This window comes from Pseudomonas sp. JH-2 (assembly GCF_036231725.1).
Classification (GTDB): domain Bacteria; phylum Pseudomonadota; class Gammaproteobacteria; order Pseudomonadales; family Pseudomonadaceae; genus Pseudomonas; species Pseudomonas delhiensis.
On record NZ_JAZAQP010000002.1, the window covers coordinates 242,238 to 259,338 of the forward strand.

Below are 17,101 nucleotides of genomic sequence, written 5' to 3' on the forward strand. Positions count from 1 at the left end.
CCCTGGCCCCGGGCAGGTTCCGGGGCGTTTTATCCACAAGGCCCGGCAGCTGCCGGGCCTTGTCGTTTGCGGCCCGGTTGCGCGGGAGCGGTTATGCTGGTTTTTTTCCAAGCGACGAGGACAAGCCCATGAGCACTGCCAATTCCGCCCTGATCATCGGCGCCTCCCGCGGCCTCGGCCTGGGCCTGGTGAACCAGCTGCTGGCGCGCGGCTGGGAGGTCACCGCCACCGTGCGCGACGCCGCCAATGCCGGCGTGCTGGACAGCCTGCCGGTGCGCGTCGAGTCCCTGGTGCTGGACGATGCGGCCTCCCAGGACCGCCTCGCCGAAGCACTCGCCGGGCAGCGCTTCGCCCTGGTGTACATCAACGCCGGCATCTACGGCCCGCCGCACCAGTCGGCGCTGGATGCCAGCCTGGTCGAGGTCGGCGAGCTGTTCATGGTCAACGCCGTGGCCCCCGTGCGCCTGGCCGAGCGCCTGCTGCCACGGCTGGATGCGCAACGCGGCGTGCTGGCCTTCATGACCTCCGAGCTGGGCAGCGTGGCCGGCAACGAATCCGGCGGCATGGCGCTGTACCGGGCGAGCAAGGCGGCGCTGAACTCGCTGACCCGCAGCTTCGTCGCCGGCCTGGGCGAAACCGGCCTGACCGTGCTCGACCTGCACCCCGGCTGGGTACGCACCGACATGGGCGGCGAGGCCGCGCCGCTGGACGTGGAAACCAGCGCCGCCGGGCTGATCGACCAGGTCGAGGCCTACGCCGGGCGCGGCGGCCAGTACTACCTGGACTACCAGGGGACGACGATCGACTGGTGACGGACGCCGGCGGCGGCGTTAACATGCACCGGCGCCTGACCTGCGGGTCAGGTGCACCTGGATCAGCAGACAGGGTGAACACTGAGCTGGCTTCCCGAACAACCGGGAGCCGGCTCGCCTCGGGCGGCGGCTCCGCCACTCAAGAGGATTCACCCATGTCATCCCCCCGCCTGTGGCTGCGCAACCCCCTTGCCATCTTCACCGCCAACGGCCTCGACGCCCGTGGCGGCCTGGTCGCGCAGGACGGTCGCATCCTCGAACTGGTCGCCGCCGGCCAGCAACCCTCGCAGCCCTGCGAGCAGGTGTTCGACGCCAGCCAGCACGTGCTGCTGCCGGGCCTGATCAACACCCACCACCACTTCTACCAGACCCTCACCCGCGCCTGGGCGCCGGTGGTCAACCAGCCGCTGTTCCCCTGGCTGAAGACGCTCTACCCGGTGTGGGCGCGGCTGACCCCCGACCAACTGGCGCTGGCCACCAAGGTGGCCCTGGCCGAGCTGCTGCTGTCCGGCTGCACCACCGCCGCCGACCACCACTACCTGTTCCCCGACGGCCTGGAGCAGGCCATCGACGTGCAGGCCGGGGTGGTCGCCGAGCTGGGCATGCGCGCCATGCTCACCCGCGGCTCCATGAGCCTGGGCGAGGCCGATGGCGGTTTGCCGCCGCAGCAGACGGTGCAGCGCGCCGAAGACATCCTCGACGACAGCGAGCGGCTGATCCGCGACTACCACCAGCGTGGCGACGGCGCCCAGGTGCAGATCGCCCTGGCGCCCTGCTCGCCGTTCTCGGTGACCCCGGAAATCATGCGCGCCAGCGCCGACCTGGCCGAACGCCACGACGTGCGCCTGCACACCCACCTGGCCGAGACCCTCGACGAGGAGGACTTCTGCCTGCAGCGCTTCGGCCAGCGCACCGTGGACTACCTGGACAGCGTCGGCTGGCTCGGCCCGCGCACCTGGCTGGCCCACGGCATCCACTTCAACGACGAGGAAATCGCCCGCCTGGGCCAGGCCGGCACCGGCATCTGCCACTGCCCCAGCTCGAACATGCGCCTGGCCTCGGGCATCTGCCCCACCGTGGCCCTGGAAGCGGCCGGCGCGCCGGTGGGCATCGGCGTGGACGGCTCGGCCTCCAACGACGCCTCCAACATGATCCTCGAAGCCCGCCAGGCCCTGTACATCCAGCGCCTGCGCTACGGCGCCGAAGCCATCACCCCGGAACGCGCCCTGGGCTGGGCCACCAGGGGCTCGGCGAAACTGCTGGGCCGCAGCGACATCGGTGAGCTGGCGCCGGGCAAGCAGGCGGACCTGGCGCTGTTCAGGCTGGATGAGCTGCGGTTCTCCGGGAGCCATGATCCGTTGTCGGCGCTGCTGCTGTGCGGGGCGGACAGGGCGGACAGGGTGATGGTCGGGGGGAGTTGGCGGGTTGTGGACGGCGAGGTGGAGGGGCTGGACCTCAAGGGGCTGATCGCCGCGCATACGCAGGCGGCGCGCAAGCTGATCGGCTGACGCCGGACTGCTTTTCGTAGGAGCGAGCTTGCTCGCGAACCAAGTCTCCCGGCGGCTCTGGCGCGCTGGGTTGACTCCGCCCCCTCTCCCCAGCCCTCTCCCTGAAGGGAGAGGGGGCTAGTCCGTGCCGAGAGGAGGAGTGGTTTCAGCCGGAAACCATCGAGGCTGCCGGCTGACTTCAGAACATCCCGTTCTGCCCAACAGTCCCCTCTCCCTTCAGGGAGAGGGTTAGGGAGAGGGAGCGGTATATCAGCCCGCGCCGAAATCGCGAGTAGGGCCGAACACTCAGACCCTCATCCACTCCACCAACCGCCCCAGCATCGCATCACAAGCCGCCAACTGCTCCACGCTCACGAACTCATCCGGCTTGTGCCCCTGGTCCATGCTCCCCGGCCCGCAGACCACGGTGGGAATGCCGGCCTGGTCGAACAGCCCGCCCTCGGTGCCGTAGGCGACCGTGGAGAACTCGTCGGAGCCGCTCAGCCGCGCCAGCAGCTGCGCCGCCTCGCTGTGCGGGTCGGTGGCCAGCGCCGGGTAGGCCGACAGCTCGCTGAAGCGGATGTCCGCCTCCTGCTTCACCGCGCGCATCTTCGGCAGCAGCTCGGTCTCGGCGTAGTCGCGCAGTTGCTCGGCGACCTGCTGCGGGTCGTCGCTGGGCAGGGCGCGCACCTCGAAGTCGAACTGGCATTCGGCCGGGACTATGTTCAGCGCGCGGCCGCCGTTGATCACGCCGGCCTGCACGGTGGAGCAGGGCGGGTCGAAGCGCGGGTCGTGGCGCTCCGGCGCCGCCAGGCGGGTGCCGATCTCGCCCAGGCGGTTGATCAGCTTCGCCGCGTATTCGATGGCGTTCACCCCCTGCGGGGCGTAGGCCGAGTGGCAGGCCGCGCCGTGCACCTGGCAGCGCATGGCCAGCTTGCCCTTGTGGCCGAGCACCGGCTTGAGCTCGGTGGGCTCGCCGATGATGCAGGCGATGGGCTTGTGCTCGCGGCGCGCAAGGTCCGCCAGCAGCGAGCGCACGCCCAGGCAGCCGACCTCCTCGTCGTAGGAGAAGGCCAGGTGCAGCGGCAGGCGCAGGGGCTGGGCGAGGAAGGCCGGCACGGCGGCCAGCACGCAGGCGATGTAGCCCTTCATGTCGGCGGTGCCGCGGCCGTATAGGCGGCCGTCCTTCTCGGTCAGCTCGAAGGGCGGGACGGTCCAGGGCTGGCCGTCCACCGGCACCACGTCGGTGTGCCCGGACAGGCACACGCCGCCGCGCTCGCGCGGGCCGAGGGTGGCGTACAGGTTGGCCTTGCCGCCGGCTTCGTCGAAGAACAGCTCGCTCTCCACGCCCAGGTCGCTCAGGTAGTCCTGGACGTACTTGATGAGCGCCAGGTTGGAATGGCGGCTGACGGTGTCGAAGGCGACCAGCCTGGCGAGGATGTCACGGCTGCTGGGCATGTACTGCTCCTGCTTTTCAAATTACAGGGGATGTCACTCGTCGCCGGGCACGCCGTAGCTCGGCGCCTTGGTCGGGTCCAGCGCGCGGGTGATGTAGTCCTGCATCTGCGGCTTGTAGGCTACCCAGAGTTGCTCCAGCGCGTCGATGGGCGCCTCGTCGGCCCAGTCCACGCGCAGGTCGACCACCGGCCAGACCAGGTCGCCCACCACCTTCAGCGCCGCCGAGTGCACCGGCCCGGCTTCGCCGCCGGCGGCCATGGCCGCCTGCATCGCTGCCAGCAGGCGCTCGGCCAGGCAGCCGTCGGCCGCCTCGAAGGCCTTGGCCATGGCTTCTATCACCGCGGTGGACGACAGCAGGTTGCCCGCCGCCACGCAGTTCTCGCCGGCCACCGCGTGGTTCACGCCCAGCGCCTCGCTGCCGGTGAACAGCGCCACCTGGCCGTGCTGGTCGATGACCGTGACCTGGCGGTACTGGCCGTAGCCGTTGCTGGACAGCGCCTGGTCCAGCGCCGCGGCGGGCGCCAGGCCCGCTTCCAGGCGGTCGAGGATCTGCGGGCCGAGGGCCGGCAGGGTGACGTTCTGGGTGGCCACCGCGCCGACGCCGGCGCGTACCCAGGGGCAGCGCGCGCCGACGGCGATGCTCGAGGAGCTGATGGCGATGCCCAGTTGGCCGGTCTCGGCGCAGCGGCCGACGATGGAGAAGGTCATGGGCCGCTCCTTATTGGTTCCAGTCGTCCGGGATCACCGCGATCACGTCGATCTCCATCAGCCACTGCGGCTGGCCCAGGGCCGAGACCACCAGGCCGGTGGAGATCGGGAACACGCCCTTGAGCCACTTGCCGACCTCCTGGTAGACCGGCTCGCGGTAGCGCGGGTCGATGAGGTAGGTGGTGGTCTTGACGATGTGCGACAGGTCGCTGCCGGCTTCTTCCAGCAGTTGCTTGACGTTCTTCATCGCCTGCTCGGCCTGGGCGCGGGGGTCGCCCAGGCCCACCAGGTTGCCCTCGAAATCGGTACCGACCTGGCCGCGCACGTACACGGTGTTGCCGGCGCGCACGGCCTGGCAGAGGTCGTTGTCCAGGGACTGGTTCGGGTAGGTGTCCTTGGTGTTGAACATGCGGATGCGGGTGTGGGTAGGCATCACTTACTCCCAGGAAGCGGCTTTTTTGGCTTGCGATTCAGCGGAGGCCTCGCGCTGCGAGGCGTCCTGGTATTCGACGTACTTGCGTTGCGTGGCGATGTGGCCGGCGACGTGCTTGGCGTCGTGCCACACCCCCCAGATGAACGAGGAACCCCGGCGCGACAGCCACGGCAGGCCGACGAAGTACACGCCCGGCTCGCGGGACACGCCGCGCTGGTGCTTGGGCTTGCCCTTCTCGTCGAAGGCGTCCACCTGCAGCCAGTCGAAGTTAACGGCGTAGCCGGTGGCCCAGATGATCGAGGTGATGCCGGCGGCGGCCAGGTCCAGCTCGAGGATCGGGTTGCGGACGCACTCGGCGTCCGGGAAGACCCTGCGGGCTTCCGGCTCTTCCGGCAGGTCCAGGCCATTGCGCTCGATGTAGGCGTCGGCGGCGTCCAGCAGGTCGAGGTAGTTCCGGTCGCCGGCCTCCAGGTTCTTCACCAGATCGTCCTGGAAGCTCACCTTGCCGCCTTCGAAGGCCTTGGTCAGGCCGACCAGGGTGATGCCCTCGTTGGCCAGGCGGCGGAAGTCGATGGTCTCGCCGCCACGGGCGCCGCTCACGGCGATGGTCACGTGCTCGCGGCCCGGCTGCACTTCCTCGGCGTCCCACAGGCCGAGCACGCCCAGCCACCAGACGAAGTCGCGGTTGCGGTAGCTGCGCGGCGGACGGTCATGGGCGCCCACCGAGAGGAACACGCGCTTGCCGGCGCGGTTCAGCTCGTCGGCGATCTGCACGCCGGAGGAGCCTGCGCCCACTACCAGCACGGCGCCTTCGGGCAGCTGCTGCGGGTTGAAGTAGTGGGCCGAGTGGATCTGCTGGATGCGTTCGTCCTTCGGCGCGATGGCCGGGATCACCGGGCGCTGGAACGGGCCGGTGGCGGAGACGATGCGCAGGGCCTGGAGGGTGCCCTCGGAGGTCTCCACGGTGAAGCCGGGGCGGCCCTGGTTGCGGGTCACCTTCTTCACTTCCACGCCGGTGCGGATGGGCGCGTCGAACTGCTTGGCGTAGGCGACGAAGTAGTCCGCCACCTGCTCCTTGTGCGGGAACTCGTCCGGGCCGACCGAAAACTCCATGTTCGGGAAGCGGTCGTGCCAGGCCGGGCCGTTGGCCACCAGCGAATCCCAGCGGCCGGTGCGCCAGGCTTCGGCGATGCGGCTCTTCTCCAGCACGATGTGCGGCACGCCCTGGGCGGTCAGGTGCTCGCTCATGGCCACGCCGGCCTGGCCGGCGCCCACCACGAGGGTATCGGTTTCAATGCCATCGAGCGTCTTGCCGGCGGGCTTGCCGAAGGTGGTCTGATTCAGGTCGGCCATGGGTGATTCCTCGGACTCTGATCGTTGTTGTTCTGCGGTCACGGCTGTCCACCGCGTGTTGGCCGCATTCTGTTCAGCGCCGGGGATTAGCGAAATTATGATTTTTGTAGTCGCAGGCTAGGGAAAAACTGTGGGCCCGCAAGCCACGGGCCGCGCGGGGGTGGCGGGGAGGGGGTATAGGTTTTTGCGTGGCAGGGAAGATAAAACGGATGGGGTGTAGGGCGAATAGCCGTTCGTGGTTATGTGCCGTTGGCGGTGCCGCCGGGACGTTCGGCGCGGTCGGTGAGTCCAATCGCGGACGGAGTCCGCTCCTACGTCCGTGCTTCCCTGGAACTGTAGGAGCGGACTTTGTCCGCGATTCGTGCGCATTGTGGCTCAGGGAGCCTGGTGATTGCGCTTCATGCCGGACGGCCCCCTCTCCCGCTTGCGGGGGAGGGTTAGGGAGGGGGCGGAGTACAGGTTTGGCAGAGGTGTGTGGGCGAAATTTCCTACCGGCTCTCCGCCACCGCCTCCAGGAACCGCTCCAGCACCAGGTTCGGCCGCCGCCCCTTGCGCGTCACCACCGTCAGCGGGATGTCGTAGTGGAAGCGTTCCGGGCGCAGCGCGCGCATGCGGCCCTGGGCCACCCAGTCGGCGGCGTAGTGGTCGGGCAGGTAGCCGATGTAGCTGCCGGTGAGGATCAGGAAGGCCATGCCCTCGCGGTCCGAGGCGTTGGCACTGGCGGTCAGCTCCTGGTGGCGCTCCTGGGCCTCGGCGGGGATGCGGTAGCTGGGCGCCACCGCGGCGCAGGCGTGGATTTCCGCCACCGTGATGCCCGCGTCCTCGCGTTCGAACAGCGGGTGCTCGCGGCTGCAGAACAGCAGCGACCGCTCGTCGTACAGCGGCGAGTACTCCAGCCCCGACAGCGGGCTGATGAGCGGCACCACGCCGACGTGCAGGCGGCCGTCGAGCACGCCCAGCTCGATTTCGTTGGGCGTGGTCATGCCGATGTTGATGCGCACCCCCGGCCCGCTCGCCTTGAGCGCGCGCAGGGCGTGGGTGATGCGCATCTGCGGCAGGGTCACCAGGTTGTTGATGATGCCGATGTTGAGTTCGCCGCGCAGGTGCTGGTGCAGCTCGTTGACCTCGGCGCGGAAGCCCTCCAGCGCCGCCAGCAGCGACTGGGTGGCGCGGTACACCTCGCGGCCCTCGTCGGTCAGCGCGAAGCCGGCCCGGCCACGCTGGCACAGGCGCATGCCCAGGCGTTTCTCCAGGTCGCCCATGTGCAGGCTGATGGCCGAGCGGCTGATGCCCAGGGTGCTTTCCGCGGCGGAAAAGCTGCCGCACTCGACTATGGTCTTGAAGATGCGCAGCAGGCGGATTTCGAAGTCGCTGACCTGGCCCAGGGACGGGCTGCGGGATTTTGCCATTTTAGTTTTACCGAACCGAAACTGAACGTGAGAAGAATAGGCTTTAACTCACGTTTAGTCAGGCCCAATCTTGAGCCATCGCAGCAGGCGTGACGCGGCCTGCGCGCCCAACAAGACAGTCGTCGAGGACGAACTCCATGAACCAGCAAGTGAACGTAGCGCCGTCGGCCGCCGCCGACCTGAACCTGAAGGCCCACTGGATGCCCTTCAGCGCCAACCGCAACTTCCACAAGGACCCGCGCATCATCGTCGCCGCCGAAGGCAGCTACCTGGTGGACGACAAGGGCCGTCGCATCTACGACAGCCTGTCCGGCCTGTGGACCTGCGGCGCCGGTCACTCGCGCAAGGAAATCGCCGACGCGGTGGCCAGGCAGCTGACCACCCTCGACTACTCCCCGGGCTTCCAGTACGGCCACCCGCTGTCCTTCCAGCTGGCCGAGAAGATCGCCAACCTCACCCCCGGCAACCTCAACCACGTGTTCTTCACAGGCTCGGGTTCCGAGTGCGCCGACACCTCGATCAAGATGGCCCGCGCCTACTGGCGCATCAAGGGCCAGGCGCAGAAGACCAAGCTGATCGGCCGCGCCCGTGGCTACCACGGCGTGAACGTCGCCGGCACCGCCCTGGGCGGCATCGGCGGCAACCGCAAGATGTTCGGCCCGCTGATGGACGTCGACCACCTGCCGCACACCCTGCAGCCGGGCATGGCCTTCACCAGGGGCGCGGCCGAGACCGGCGGCGTCGAGCTGGCCAACGAGCTGCTGAAGCTGATCGAACTGCACGACGCCTCCAACATCGCCGCCGTGATCGTCGAGCCGATGTCCGGTTCCGCCGGCGTGATCGTGCCGCCGAAGGGCTACCTGCAGCGCCTGCGCGAAATCTGCGACGCCAACAACATCCTGCTGATCTTCGACGAAGTCATCACCGCCTTCGGCCGCATGGGCAAGGCCACCGGCGCCGAATACTTCGGCGTGACCCCGGACATCATGAACGTCGCCAAGCAGGTCACCAACGGCGCCGTGCCCATGGGCGCGGTCATCGCCAGCAGCGAGATCTACGACACCTTCATGGGCCAGAACCTGCCGGAATACGCGGTGGAATTCGGCCACGGCTACACCTACTCCGCCCACCCGGTCGCCTGCGCCGCCGGCATTGCCGCGCTGGACCTGCTGCAGAAGGAAAACCTGATCCAGCAGTCCGCCGAGCTGGCGCCGCACTTCGAGAAGGCCCTGCACGGCATCAAGGGCGCGAAGAACGTCATCGACATCCGCAACTGCGGCCTGGCCGGCGCGATCCAGATCGCCCCGCGCGACGGCGACGCCATCGTGCGCCCGTTCGAAACCAGCATGAAGCTGTGGAAGGAAGGCTTCTACGTGCGCTTCGGCGGCGACACCCTGCAGTTCGGCCCGACCTTCAACGCCAAGCCGGAAGACCTCGACCGCCTGTTCGACGCGGTCGGCGAAGCCCTGAACGGGGTGGCGTAAGTGAGCGAGCGTCCCAAGGCCGTCCCGACGGTGCAGATCGACAACGACAAGGTCCTGGTCACCGAGTGGCGCTTCGCCCCCGGTGCCGAGACCGGCTGGCACCGCCACGGCATGGAGTACGTGGTGGTCCCGGTGACCGGCGGCGAACTGCTGCTGGAAACCCCCGAGGGCGAGCGGCGCGCGCCGCTGGTCCTGGGCCAGAGCTACACCCGCCAGATCGGCACCGAGCACAACGTGATCAACCCCTGCGACCACGAAGTGGCCTTCATCGAGATCGAGCTCAAGCAACACTGAGCACGCGGGCCCGCGCGTAGGCAGCGCCGGGAGACTCGCCTTAGAGTGCAGTCCCCGGCGGGCTCCGCGGCCCACCCAACACACCGAACAAACCCCCTCTCCCTTCAGGGAGAGGGCTGGGGAGAGGGGCTCTTGGAGGCCCGGTACCCCACACTTTCAGCGAGAAGAGACAAGACGATGACCACCATCAAGCACCTGATCGGCGGCGAGCTGATCGCCGACACCGGCCGCACCGCCGACGTCTACAACCCGTCCACCGGTGAAGCCGTGCGCAAGGTCCCGCTGGCCGACCGCGAAACCATGCAGCAGGCCATCGACGCCGCCAAGGCCGCCTTCCCGGCCTGGCGCAACACCCCGCCGGCCAAGCGCGCCCAGGTGCTGTTCCGCTTCAAGCAACTGCTCGAAGCCAACGAAGAGCGCATCGTCAAACTGATCAGCGAAGAACACGGCAAGACCCTCGAGGACGCCGCCGGCGAGCTGAAGCGCGGCATCGAGAACGTCGAGTACGCCACCGCCGCCCCGGAAATCCTCAAGGGCGAGTACAGCCGCAACGTCGGCCCGAACATCGACGCCTGGAGCGACTTCCAGCCCATCGGCGTGGTCGCCGGCATCACCCCGTTCAACTTCCCGGCCATGGTGCCGCTGTGGATGTATCCGCTGGCCATCGCCTGCGGCAACACCTTCATCCTCAAGCCGTCCGAGCGCGACCCCAGCTCCACCCTGCTGATCGCCGAACTGTTCCAGGAAGCCGGCCTGCCGAAAGGCGTGCTGAACGTGGTGCACGGCGACAAGGGCGCGGTGGACGCGCTGATCGAGGCCCCGGAAGTCAAGGCCCTGAGCTTCGTCGGCTCGACCCCGATCGCCGAGTACATCTATTCCGAAGGCACCAAGCGCGGCAAGCGCGTGCAGGCCCTGGGCGGCGCCAAGAACCACGCCGTGCTGATGCCCGACGCCGACCTGGACAACGCCGTCAGCGCGCTGATGGGCGCCGCCTACGGCTCCTGCGGCGAGCGCTGCATGGCCATCTCGGTGGCCGTGTGCGTGGGCGACCAGATCGCCGACGCCCTGGTGCAGAAGATCGTCCCGCAGGTCAAGGGCCTGAAGATCGGCGCCGGCACTTCCTGCGGCCTGGACATGGGCCCGCTGGTCACCGGCGCGGCGCGCGACAAGGTCACCGGTTACATCGACAGCGGCGTAGAGCAGGGCGCCGAACTGGTGGTGGACGGCCGCGGCTACAAGGTCGCCGGCCATGAGAACGGCTTCTTCCTCGGCGGCACCCTGTTCGACCGCGTGACCCCGGAAATGATCATCTACAAGGAAGAAATCTTCGGCCCGGTCCTGTGCATCGTCCGCGTGAACAGCCTGGAAGAAGCCATGCAGCTGATCAACGACCACGAATACGGCAACGGCACCTGCATCTTCACCCGCGACGGCGAAGCCGCCCGCCTGTTCTGCGACGAGATCGAAGTGGGCATGGTCGGCGTCAACGTCCCCCTGCCGGTCCCGGTGGCCTACCACAGCTTCGGCGGCTGGAAACGCTCGCTGTTCGGCGACCTCCACGCCTACGGCCCGGACGGCGTGCGCTTCTACACCAAGCGCAAGGCCATCACCCAGCGCTGGCCGCAGCGCAAGAGCCACGAGGCGGCGCAGTTCGCTTTCCCCAGCAATAGCTGAGGTGGCGTGAGGTAAGGGAAAGGCCGGTCAGATGACCGGCCTTTTTCGTTTTGCCAGGCATGAAGCGATACCCATCAATCGGTGAGTAGCCACGCCCTTGGGCTGGAATACGGCGATATTTCCGATGTACGTGTAGGAGCGAGCTTGCTCGCGAACAGCTCTGAGCCAGTGCACACAATCCTCGCGCTCATGCGGATTTAATTGAACATCCGTCGTTAGGGTCTAGAATCCTCGCAATCGTGAGGATTTAGTTGTTTTTTGTGCTGGTCGGCACGAAATCCTCACAGTCATGAGGATTATTCATGAAAGTCGATATCGACTCACCTGCCACCCTCGGCCTGCTGGTACGCGCCAGCCGCAAGGCCATGAACCTGCGCCAGGACGATGCCGCCGGCAGCATCGGTGTGAGCGAGAACTTCCTTGGCAAGGTCGAGCGCGGTGCCGAACGCGTGCAGTGGGGCAAGCTGTTCCAGGTCCTGCAGGAGTTGGGTCTGCAAGTCTCCATCGAGGTGCCGGAGGAGTACGCGGAGCCGACCCGGCAACAGCTGCAACGGCTTGTCTACAAGGCTGAAGGCGGCAAGGAGGACTGATGGTTCGGCAACTGGATGCCTGGATCAACCAGACCCGCGTCGGCAGCCTTGAGGAGAACAACGGCGCCTGGGCGTTCGCCTATTCCCGCGAGTGGCTGGATGCGCCCGAGGCCTATCCGTTGTGTCCGGGGCTGCCGCTTCGCAGCGAGCCCCATGTGGATGGCGCAAGCCAGCGTCCGGTGCAGTGGTACTTCGACAATCTGCTGCCGGAGGAGGGGCAGCGACGCCTGTTGGCGGGAGCGGCGCGCTTGGCGGAGGCGGATGCTTTCGGCTTGCTGGAGCACTTCGGCGCCGAGTCGGCAGGTTCGCTCACCTTGCTGCCACCGGAGCAACTGCCGGCGCCCGGCGAACTACGCGCATTGCCCGATACGGAGCTATCCCGGCGCATCGAGCAGATGCCCCAGGTGCCGCTGGCCGAACGCGCGGCCAAGCGCATGTCGCTGGCGGGAGCACAGCACAAGGTGGCCGTCGTATTCGATGGCAGCGACTTGTTCGAACCCATCGGCAGCACCCCTTCGACGCATATCCTCAAGCCCGATCACCCGGACCCGGCATGGGCTCATTCGGTGATCAACGAGTGGTTCGTGATGACCTTGGCCGCGCGTGTCGGGCTGGAGGTACCCGCTGTGCATCGGCGCTATGTGCCGCAGCCGGTGTACCTGGTGCAGCGTTTCGACCGCTGCCAGGTCGGGGGCGACTGGGAGCGCCTGCATTGCATCGATGCCTGCCAGTTGCTCGGCCTGGACCGTGCCTTCAAGTACAACCAGGGCAGCATCGAGCGCCTGCGCGAGATCGCCAGCGATAGCCGGCCTTCGGTGAGGGCGCGCCTGAGCCTGTTCCGCTGGCTGGTGTTCAATGTGCTGGTGGGTAACGAGGATGCGCACCTGAAGAACCTGAGCCTGCTGGTCACGCGCCGGGGTTTCAACCTTGCACCGTTCTACGATCTGCTCTGCACGGCCGTATACGGGACTCGGGCATTCGGGCAGGAGCGTTGGCCGCAGCAGGCTGCTATGGCCTGGCCGATTCTGGGTACCGAGCGTCTACAGGAGATCGATGGGGCGCTGCTGGTGGCAGCCGGCGAGGCCATGGGCATCAAGCCGGCTACGGCGCGTGAGCATGTGGCTAGGCTCACCAGGGCGGTACGGGAGCAGGCGCAGGCGCTGCTTGCGGAGGTCGAGCAGGAGAATCTGGCGTTATCGGCCGTTCGGCCGGAATTGCGTGCCACGCTGGCTGGCGAGGTTCGACTGCTGCGGGCGTTGGTGGCCATCGTTATTGGTGAGATGGCTACGCGGCTGGGTGGTTGAAGGCGGTTCGCGAGCAAGCTCGCTCCTACGAAGAGCGAACAGCGGCGGGGATCAGCGGAACTCGGTATCGATCTGCGTCAGGATGCCTTCGCGGAAGCGCAGTACCCGCGTGGCGCCGTTCTGTGGAGGGTAGGTCCAGACTTCGAAGGTTGGGCCGCCGGGGATGAACTTGCCGTCCGGGCCACGCCGGGGTGGGAGTGGGCCTATCACCTCGCGTTTCGTCGGCGCGCCGCATTTCTCCAGCACCGCGTCCATCTTGTCGCCTTCGTTGATCAGCTGGGTGCCGCAGCGCAGCGTCGAGGCCTGGGCGCTAGCGCACAGGGCCAGGCCTAGCAGCAGGGCGGCGAAGAGGCTGCGGGATAGGGCGGTCATGGCTTTCCTCCTGGATGACCGCCCCAGCATACCGGCTCGCTCTATCCCGTGCCTTTGACGCGGCTCACTTGCGCACGTTGCGCGCGTACAGGTCCTTGCCGCCGCTGTTGCTGCCGCCGCGGGCCTGCAGTTCGAAGCGCTTGGGGTGGCCCTTGATCAGGTCGCTGAGTTTCTTGAAGCCGTACAGCCGCGGGTCGAAGGCCGGGCGCAGCTTGCTGATGTTCTGGCCGAGGGCACCCAGCTGCACCCAGTCTTCCTCGTCGTCGGCGATGTCGTCGAGCACCTTGGCGATGAAGTCCAGCGGCACCCGCTGGGGCTTGGGCTTGGCGACTGGCGCCTTGGGTTCCTGGGGCTGGCCGGTTTCCGCCGGTTCCGCCGGGGTCACCGGGTCGGCGCGGAGGATTTCGGTGTAGATGAATTTGTCGCAGGCGCGCACGAAGGGGTCCGGCGTCTTGCTTTCGCCGAAGCCGTAGACCATCAGGCCTTCCTCGCGCAGGCGGGCGGCCAGGCGGGTGAAGTCGCTGTCGCTGGAGACCAGGCAGAAGCCGTCGAAGCGGCGGGTGTAGAGCAGGTCCATGGCGTCGATGATCAGCGCACTGTCGGTGGCGTTCTTGCCCTTGGTGTAGGCGAACTGCTGGATCGGCTGGATGGAGTGGTCGAGCAGCACCTGCTTCCACTTGCCCAGCTGCGGCTGGGTCCAGTCGCCGTAGATGCGCTTGACGCTGGCCACGCCGTACTTGGCGATCTCCTCGAACAGGCCCTCGACGATGGCGGCGGGGGCGTTGTCGGCGTCGATCAGTACGGCCAGGTGCGTCTGCTGGCGGTTGGGGGTGGTCTTGGTCGCCATGGGTACTCCGGTCTGAAGGCTTGCAACGACCTTAGACCGGTAGCGCGCCGGGCACCAGCGCTAGCCGTTGAGACGGCGGCTGTCGAGAGCGTCGCGGGCCTCGTAGGCGGTGTAGGTGGCCTGGGCGGCGAGCAGGCCGGCCAGGCCGAAGGCGCGCGTCAGGCCGAAGCGGGCGAAGCCGGCCGGCACCGCCCTGGCGCCGCTGATGGCGTCGGCTAGCACTTCGCCGGCCACGGTGGTCGGCGCCATGCCGTGGCCGCCGAAGCCGATGGCGTGCCAGATGCCGGCCGGGTCCTGGCCGATCTGCGCCATCTGGTGGCGGCCGTAGCTCATCAGGCCGCCCCAGGAGTACTCGACCTTCACGTCTTCCAGCTGTGGATAAACCAGCGTCAGGTCGCGCCTGAGCAGGGCGGCGATGGCAGCCGGGCCGCGGTCGAGGATGGAGATGCGCCCGCCCCAGAGGATGCGGGTGTCGGCCAGCGGGCGGTAGTAGTCGAAGGCGAAGCGGGTGTCGTAGACCGCGGCCTGGCTGGCGATGGCGTCCTTCAGGCGCTCGCCCAGGGGCTCGGTGGCGATGACGTAGGTGGCGATGGGCAGCACCGCGCGCTCGATGGGGCGGTACACGCCGCGGGCGTAGCCGCCACCGCAGAACACCACCTGTTCGGCGTGCACTTCGCCGCCGGCGGTGCGCACCACGAAGCGCCCGTCGCGTTTTTCGATGCCCAGGGCCGGCGAGTCTTCGTGGATGCGCACGCCCATTCCCGCAGCGGTGCGGGCCACGCCGCGCACGTATTTCAACGGGTGGAAGTGGAAGGCGTTGCGTTCCAGCAGGCCGCCGAAGTAGCGCTCGGTCTTGAGCTGTTCCCTGAGCGCACCGGCGGAGATCGGCTCCCAGTCCACGCCGTAGGCTTCCTTCATCAGGCGCCGCGGGGTTTCCAGGCGGGCCGGGTCGTTGAACCAGTTGGCCAGGATCACGCCTTCGTCCAGCAGGTCGCAGTCGATGCCGTAGCGGCGCGCGCGCTGGCGGATCAGGTCCACCGCTTCGAGGGTCAGGTGGTAGAGCCGGCGGGCTTCCTCGGCGCCGAGGGTGGCGAGCAGGTCGGCGTTGCCCAGGCTGTAGCCGCCGAAGACGAAGCCGCCGTTGCGTCCCGAGGCGCCGTGGCCGACGTAGTGCGATTCCAGCAGCGCCACGTCGGTGATGCCGCGTTCGGCCAGGCCCAGGGCGGTGTTGAGCCCGGCCAGGCCGCCGCCGAGGATGCACACGCGGGTGTCTAGGCGGCCCGTTTGCGCGGGGAAGGCCGGTTTCTCGGAGGTGGCTTCGTAGTAGGTCTGGGTGAAGCTGGGCATGGCGGACTCGTCCCTTGAGTTGTTGAACGAGTGTTTAGCCGTTGGGGCGGGGAGGGCAATTGAAAAATCTTCGGGTTGGGATTCCTTGGGGGACTGGAGCTTGGGGGAGAGCGCCCTCTCCCCAACCCTCTCCCTGAAGGGAGAGGGGGCTTGTTCGTGCCGAGATGAGCATAGCTTTAGCCGGAAACTACAGAGCTGCCGGCTGACTCTGAAATATCCAAGCGCTCCGAACGGTCCCCTCTCCCTTCAGGGAGAGGGCTAGGGAGAGGGAGCGGGGTCGAACCATCGCTCCGTGGCCTACCCGAGCGCACTCAATACTCAATCACCACATCCCCCTTCGGCACGCTGCAGCACGACAGGATGTAGCCCTCGGCCACGTCCTCGTCGGTGATGCCGCCGTTGTGTTCCATGTCCACCTCGCCGGAGCGCTTCATCACCTTGCAGGTGCCGCAGATGCCCATGCCGCAGGCCTTGGGGATGTGCAGGCCGAGCTTGGCGGCGGCGGCGTGGACGGTTTCGCCGGGGGCCACGCGGATGCTCTTGCCGGTTTCGCAGAACTCCACGTTGTGCAGGTCGGCGGCGGGGATTTCCGGGGCCTCGGCGGCTTCGGCGGCCAGTTCCTTCACTTCCTCGCGGACTTCCGGCGGGGTCGGGCCGAAGGCTTCCTCGTGGTAGCGCGACATGTCGTAGCCTTCGGCTTCGAGCAGGCGCTTGATCGCGTGCATGTAGGGCGTGGGGCCGCAGCAGAACACCTCGCGTTCGAGGAAATCCGGCGCTATCAGCTGCAGCATGGCCTTGTTCAGGAAACCGCGGTAACCGGCCCAGGCCTCGCCCATCTCGTACTTCTCGCAGATCAGGTGGACCTTGAAGTTGGCGATGCGCGAGGCCATGTGGTCCAGCTCGCGGTGGTAGATGATGTCCTTGGGCGTGCGCGCGCTGTGCACGAAGACCATGTCCACCGCGCCGTTGGTGTCGAAGAACCAGCGCGCCATGGACATCACCGGGGTGATGCCGACGCCGCCGGAGAGGAACAGCGCCTTGTCGGTGGGGAAGTCGATGGCGTTGAAGTTGCCCACCGGGCCGTGCACCGGGACCTGGTCGCCTTCCTTGAGGTTGTCGTGCAGCCAGTTGGAGACCTTGCCGCCGGGCACCCGCTTGATGGTGATGGAGAAGCTGTAGGGCACCGAGGGCGAGCTGGAGATGGTGTAGGAACGCATGATCGGCTGGCCGTCGATCTCCAGCTCCAGGGTGACGAACTGCCCGGGCTTGAAGAAGAACATGATCGGCTGGTCGGCCATGAAGCAGAAGGTGCGTACGTCCCAGGTCTCCTGGATGGCCTTGACACAGCGCACCAGGTGGCGGCCGTTGGTCCAGGTCTGGGTGTTCACCGGATTGAGGAAGTTGCTGGTCGACATGATGTCTCTCCGCGCACGCAGGCCGTTTCCCGGCCGAATGGGGCAGCGCCGGGCGGGGACGCTCGCCCCGGCCTTTTCGGCATGCCTGATGGGGCCGATTGTGCGCACGCGCCG

General features: G+C 67.6%; 16 protein-coding genes. 7 read left to right on the plus strand and 9 right to left on the minus strand.

Annotated elements, in window-relative coordinates; all coding sequences use genetic code 11:
- Positions 1–128 precede the first annotated feature (128 nt).
- Together VV867_RS02585 and VV867_RS02590 are read left to right on the plus strand one after the other, a co-directional pair.
- A complete protein-coding gene (locus VV867_RS02585) occupies positions 129–812 on the plus strand; it encodes an SDR family oxidoreductase (RefSeq protein ID WP_275628182.1) in 684 nt (227 codons plus the stop codon).
- Between the two features lie 155 nt (positions 813–967).
- Positions 968–2,320: an 8-oxoguanine deaminase gene (locus VV867_RS02590; RefSeq protein WP_328565557.1), complete on the plus strand. Its 1,353-nt coding sequence runs from the start codon at positions 968–970 to the stop codon at positions 2,318–2,320.
- A 285-nt stretch (positions 2,321–2,605) separates the two neighbouring features.
- Here VV867_RS02590 and argE read toward each other — a convergent pair whose 3' ends face one another.
- From argE to VV867_RS02615, 5 genes are all read right to left on the minus strand, one after another.
- Positions 2,606–3,757 carry an acetylornithine deacetylase gene (gene argE / locus VV867_RS02595; RefSeq protein WP_328565558.1) on the minus strand — a complete coding sequence of 384 codons (1,152 nt, stop codon included), beginning with the start codon at positions 3,755–3,757 and terminating at the stop codon, positions 2,606–2,608.
- Positions 3,758–3,790: 33 nt separating this feature from the next.
- Positions 3,791–4,465, minus strand: a complete 675-nt coding sequence (locus VV867_RS02600; protein WP_328565559.1) for a DUF1028 domain-containing protein — start codon at positions 4,463–4,465, stop codon at positions 3,791–3,793.
- A gap of 10 nt (positions 4,466–4,475) precedes the next feature.
- Entirely contained in the window at positions 4,476–4,898 is a 423-nt protein-coding gene (locus VV867_RS02605) for a RidA family protein (RefSeq protein ID WP_089392506.1), read from the minus strand.
- A 3-nt stretch (positions 4,899–4,901) separates the two neighbouring features.
- Complete coding sequence (locus VV867_RS02610; protein ID WP_328565560.1) at positions 4,902–6,251, minus strand: flavin-containing monooxygenase; 1,350 nt, start codon at positions 6,249–6,251, stop codon at positions 4,902–4,904.
- A 488-nt stretch (positions 6,252–6,739) separates the two neighbouring features.
- Positions 6,740–7,660, minus strand: coding sequence for a LysR family transcriptional regulator (locus tag VV867_RS02615; protein ID WP_089392504.1), 921 nt, complete (start codon positions 7,658–7,660; stop codon positions 6,740–6,742).
- A gap of 137 nt (positions 7,661–7,797) precedes the next feature.
- On the opposite strand from VV867_RS02615, the gene VV867_RS02620 reads away from it, so the two are divergent.
- The 5 genes from VV867_RS02620 (at position 7,798) to VV867_RS02640 (ending at position 13,006) form a co-directional block, all read left to right on the plus strand.
- Positions 7,798–9,144, plus strand: a complete 1,347-nt coding sequence (locus VV867_RS02620) for an aspartate aminotransferase family protein (protein WP_328565561.1) — start codon at positions 7,798–7,800, stop codon at positions 9,142–9,144.
- Positions 9,145–9,438, plus strand: coding sequence for a cupin domain-containing protein (locus VV867_RS02625; protein ID WP_009614286.1), 294 nt, complete (start codon positions 9,145–9,147; stop codon positions 9,436–9,438). It begins immediately after the preceding gene.
- Between the two features lie 177 nt (positions 9,439–9,615).
- Positions 9,616–11,112 carry a CoA-acylating methylmalonate-semialdehyde dehydrogenase gene (locus VV867_RS02630; protein ID WP_328565562.1) on the plus strand — a complete coding sequence of 499 codons (1,497 nt, stop codon included), beginning with the start codon at positions 9,616–9,618 and terminating at the stop codon, positions 11,110–11,112.
- A gap of 302 nt (positions 11,113–11,414) precedes the next feature.
- Complete coding sequence (locus VV867_RS02635; RefSeq protein WP_109934363.1) at positions 11,415–11,702, plus strand: helix-turn-helix domain-containing protein; 288 nt, start codon at positions 11,415–11,417, stop codon at positions 11,700–11,702.
- Complete coding sequence (locus tag VV867_RS02640) at positions 11,702–13,006, plus strand: HipA domain-containing protein (protein ID WP_275628188.1); 1,305 nt, start codon at positions 11,702–11,704, stop codon at positions 13,004–13,006. Before VV867_RS02635 ends, VV867_RS02640 begins: the two co-directional genes overlap by 1 nt.
- A 51-nt stretch (positions 13,007–13,057) precedes the next feature.
- Here the strand turns inward: VV867_RS02640 and VV867_RS02645 are convergent, their stop codons facing one another.
- From VV867_RS02645 to gbcB, 4 genes are all read right to left on the minus strand, one after another.
- Positions 13,058–13,378, minus strand: a complete 321-nt coding sequence (locus tag VV867_RS02645; protein WP_275628189.1) for a DUF2845 domain-containing protein — start codon at positions 13,376–13,378, stop codon at positions 13,058–13,060.
- Between the two features lie 64 nt (positions 13,379–13,442).
- Positions 13,443–14,225: an NYN domain-containing protein gene (locus VV867_RS02650; protein WP_109934360.1), complete on the minus strand. Its 783-nt coding sequence runs from the start codon at positions 14,223–14,225 to the stop codon at positions 13,443–13,445.
- A 60-nt stretch (positions 14,226–14,285) separates the two neighbouring features.
- Entirely contained in the window at positions 14,286–15,572 is a 1,287-nt protein-coding gene (locus tag VV867_RS02655) for an NAD(P)/FAD-dependent oxidoreductase (protein ID WP_328565563.1), read from the minus strand.
- A gap of 311 nt (positions 15,573–15,883) precedes the next feature.
- The gene (gene gbcB, locus VV867_RS02660) at positions 15,884–16,987 is read right to left on the minus strand and encodes a glycine-betaine demethylase subunit GbcB (protein ID WP_275628192.1); all 1,104 of its coding nucleotides are present in this window, start codon (positions 16,985–16,987) and stop codon (positions 15,884–15,886) included.
- Between the last annotated feature and the right edge of the window lie 114 nt (positions 16,988–17,101).

Bases quoted from the DNA above. Each gene is read 5' to 3' on its own strand.
- VV867_RS02585 (WP_275628182.1), top strand. From the start codon at position 129: ATGAGCACTGCCAATTCCGCCCTGATCATCGGCGCCTCCCGCGGCCTC.
- VV867_RS02590 (WP_328565557.1), top strand. From the start codon at position 968: ATGTCATCCCCCCGCCTGTGGCTGCGCAACCCCCTTGCCATCTTCACC.
- argE (WP_328565558.1), bottom strand. From the start codon at position 3,757: ATGCCCAGCAGCCGTGACATCCTCGCCAGGCTGGTCGCCTTCGACACC.
- VV867_RS02600 (WP_328565559.1), bottom strand. From the start codon at position 4,465: ATGACCTTCTCCATCGTCGGCCGCTGCGCCGAGACCGGCCAACTGGGC.
- VV867_RS02605 (WP_089392506.1), bottom strand. From the start codon at position 4,898: ATGCCTACCCACACCCGCATCCGCATGTTCAACACCAAGGACACCTAC.
- VV867_RS02610 (WP_328565560.1), bottom strand. From the start codon at position 6,251: ATGGCCGACCTGAATCAGACCACCTTCGGCAAGCCCGCCGGCAAGACG.
- VV867_RS02615 (WP_089392504.1), bottom strand. From the start codon at position 7,660: ATGGCAAAATCCCGCAGCCCGTCCCTGGGCCAGGTCAGCGACTTCGAA.
- VV867_RS02620 (WP_328565561.1), top strand. From the start codon at position 7,798: ATGAACCAGCAAGTGAACGTAGCGCCGTCGGCCGCCGCCGACCTGAAC.
- VV867_RS02630 (WP_328565562.1), top strand. From the start codon at position 9,616: ATGACCACCATCAAGCACCTGATCGGCGGCGAGCTGATCGCCGACACC.
- VV867_RS02635 (WP_109934363.1), top strand. From the start codon at position 11,415: ATGAAAGTCGATATCGACTCACCTGCCACCCTCGGCCTGCTGGTACGC.
- VV867_RS02640 (WP_275628188.1), top strand. From the start codon at position 11,702: ATGGTTCGGCAACTGGATGCCTGGATCAACCAGACCCGCGTCGGCAGC.
- VV867_RS02645 (WP_275628189.1), bottom strand. From the start codon at position 13,378: ATGACCGCCCTATCCCGCAGCCTCTTCGCCGCCCTGCTGCTAGGCCTG.
- VV867_RS02650 (WP_109934360.1), bottom strand. From the start codon at position 14,225: ATGGCGACCAAGACCACCCCCAACCGCCAGCAGACGCACCTGGCCGTA.
- VV867_RS02655 (WP_328565563.1), bottom strand. From the start codon at position 15,572: ATGCCCAGCTTCACCCAGACCTACTACGAAGCCACCTCCGAGAAACCG.
- gbcB (WP_275628192.1), bottom strand. From the start codon at position 16,987: ATGTCGACCAGCAACTTCCTCAATCCGGTGAACACCCAGACCTGGACC.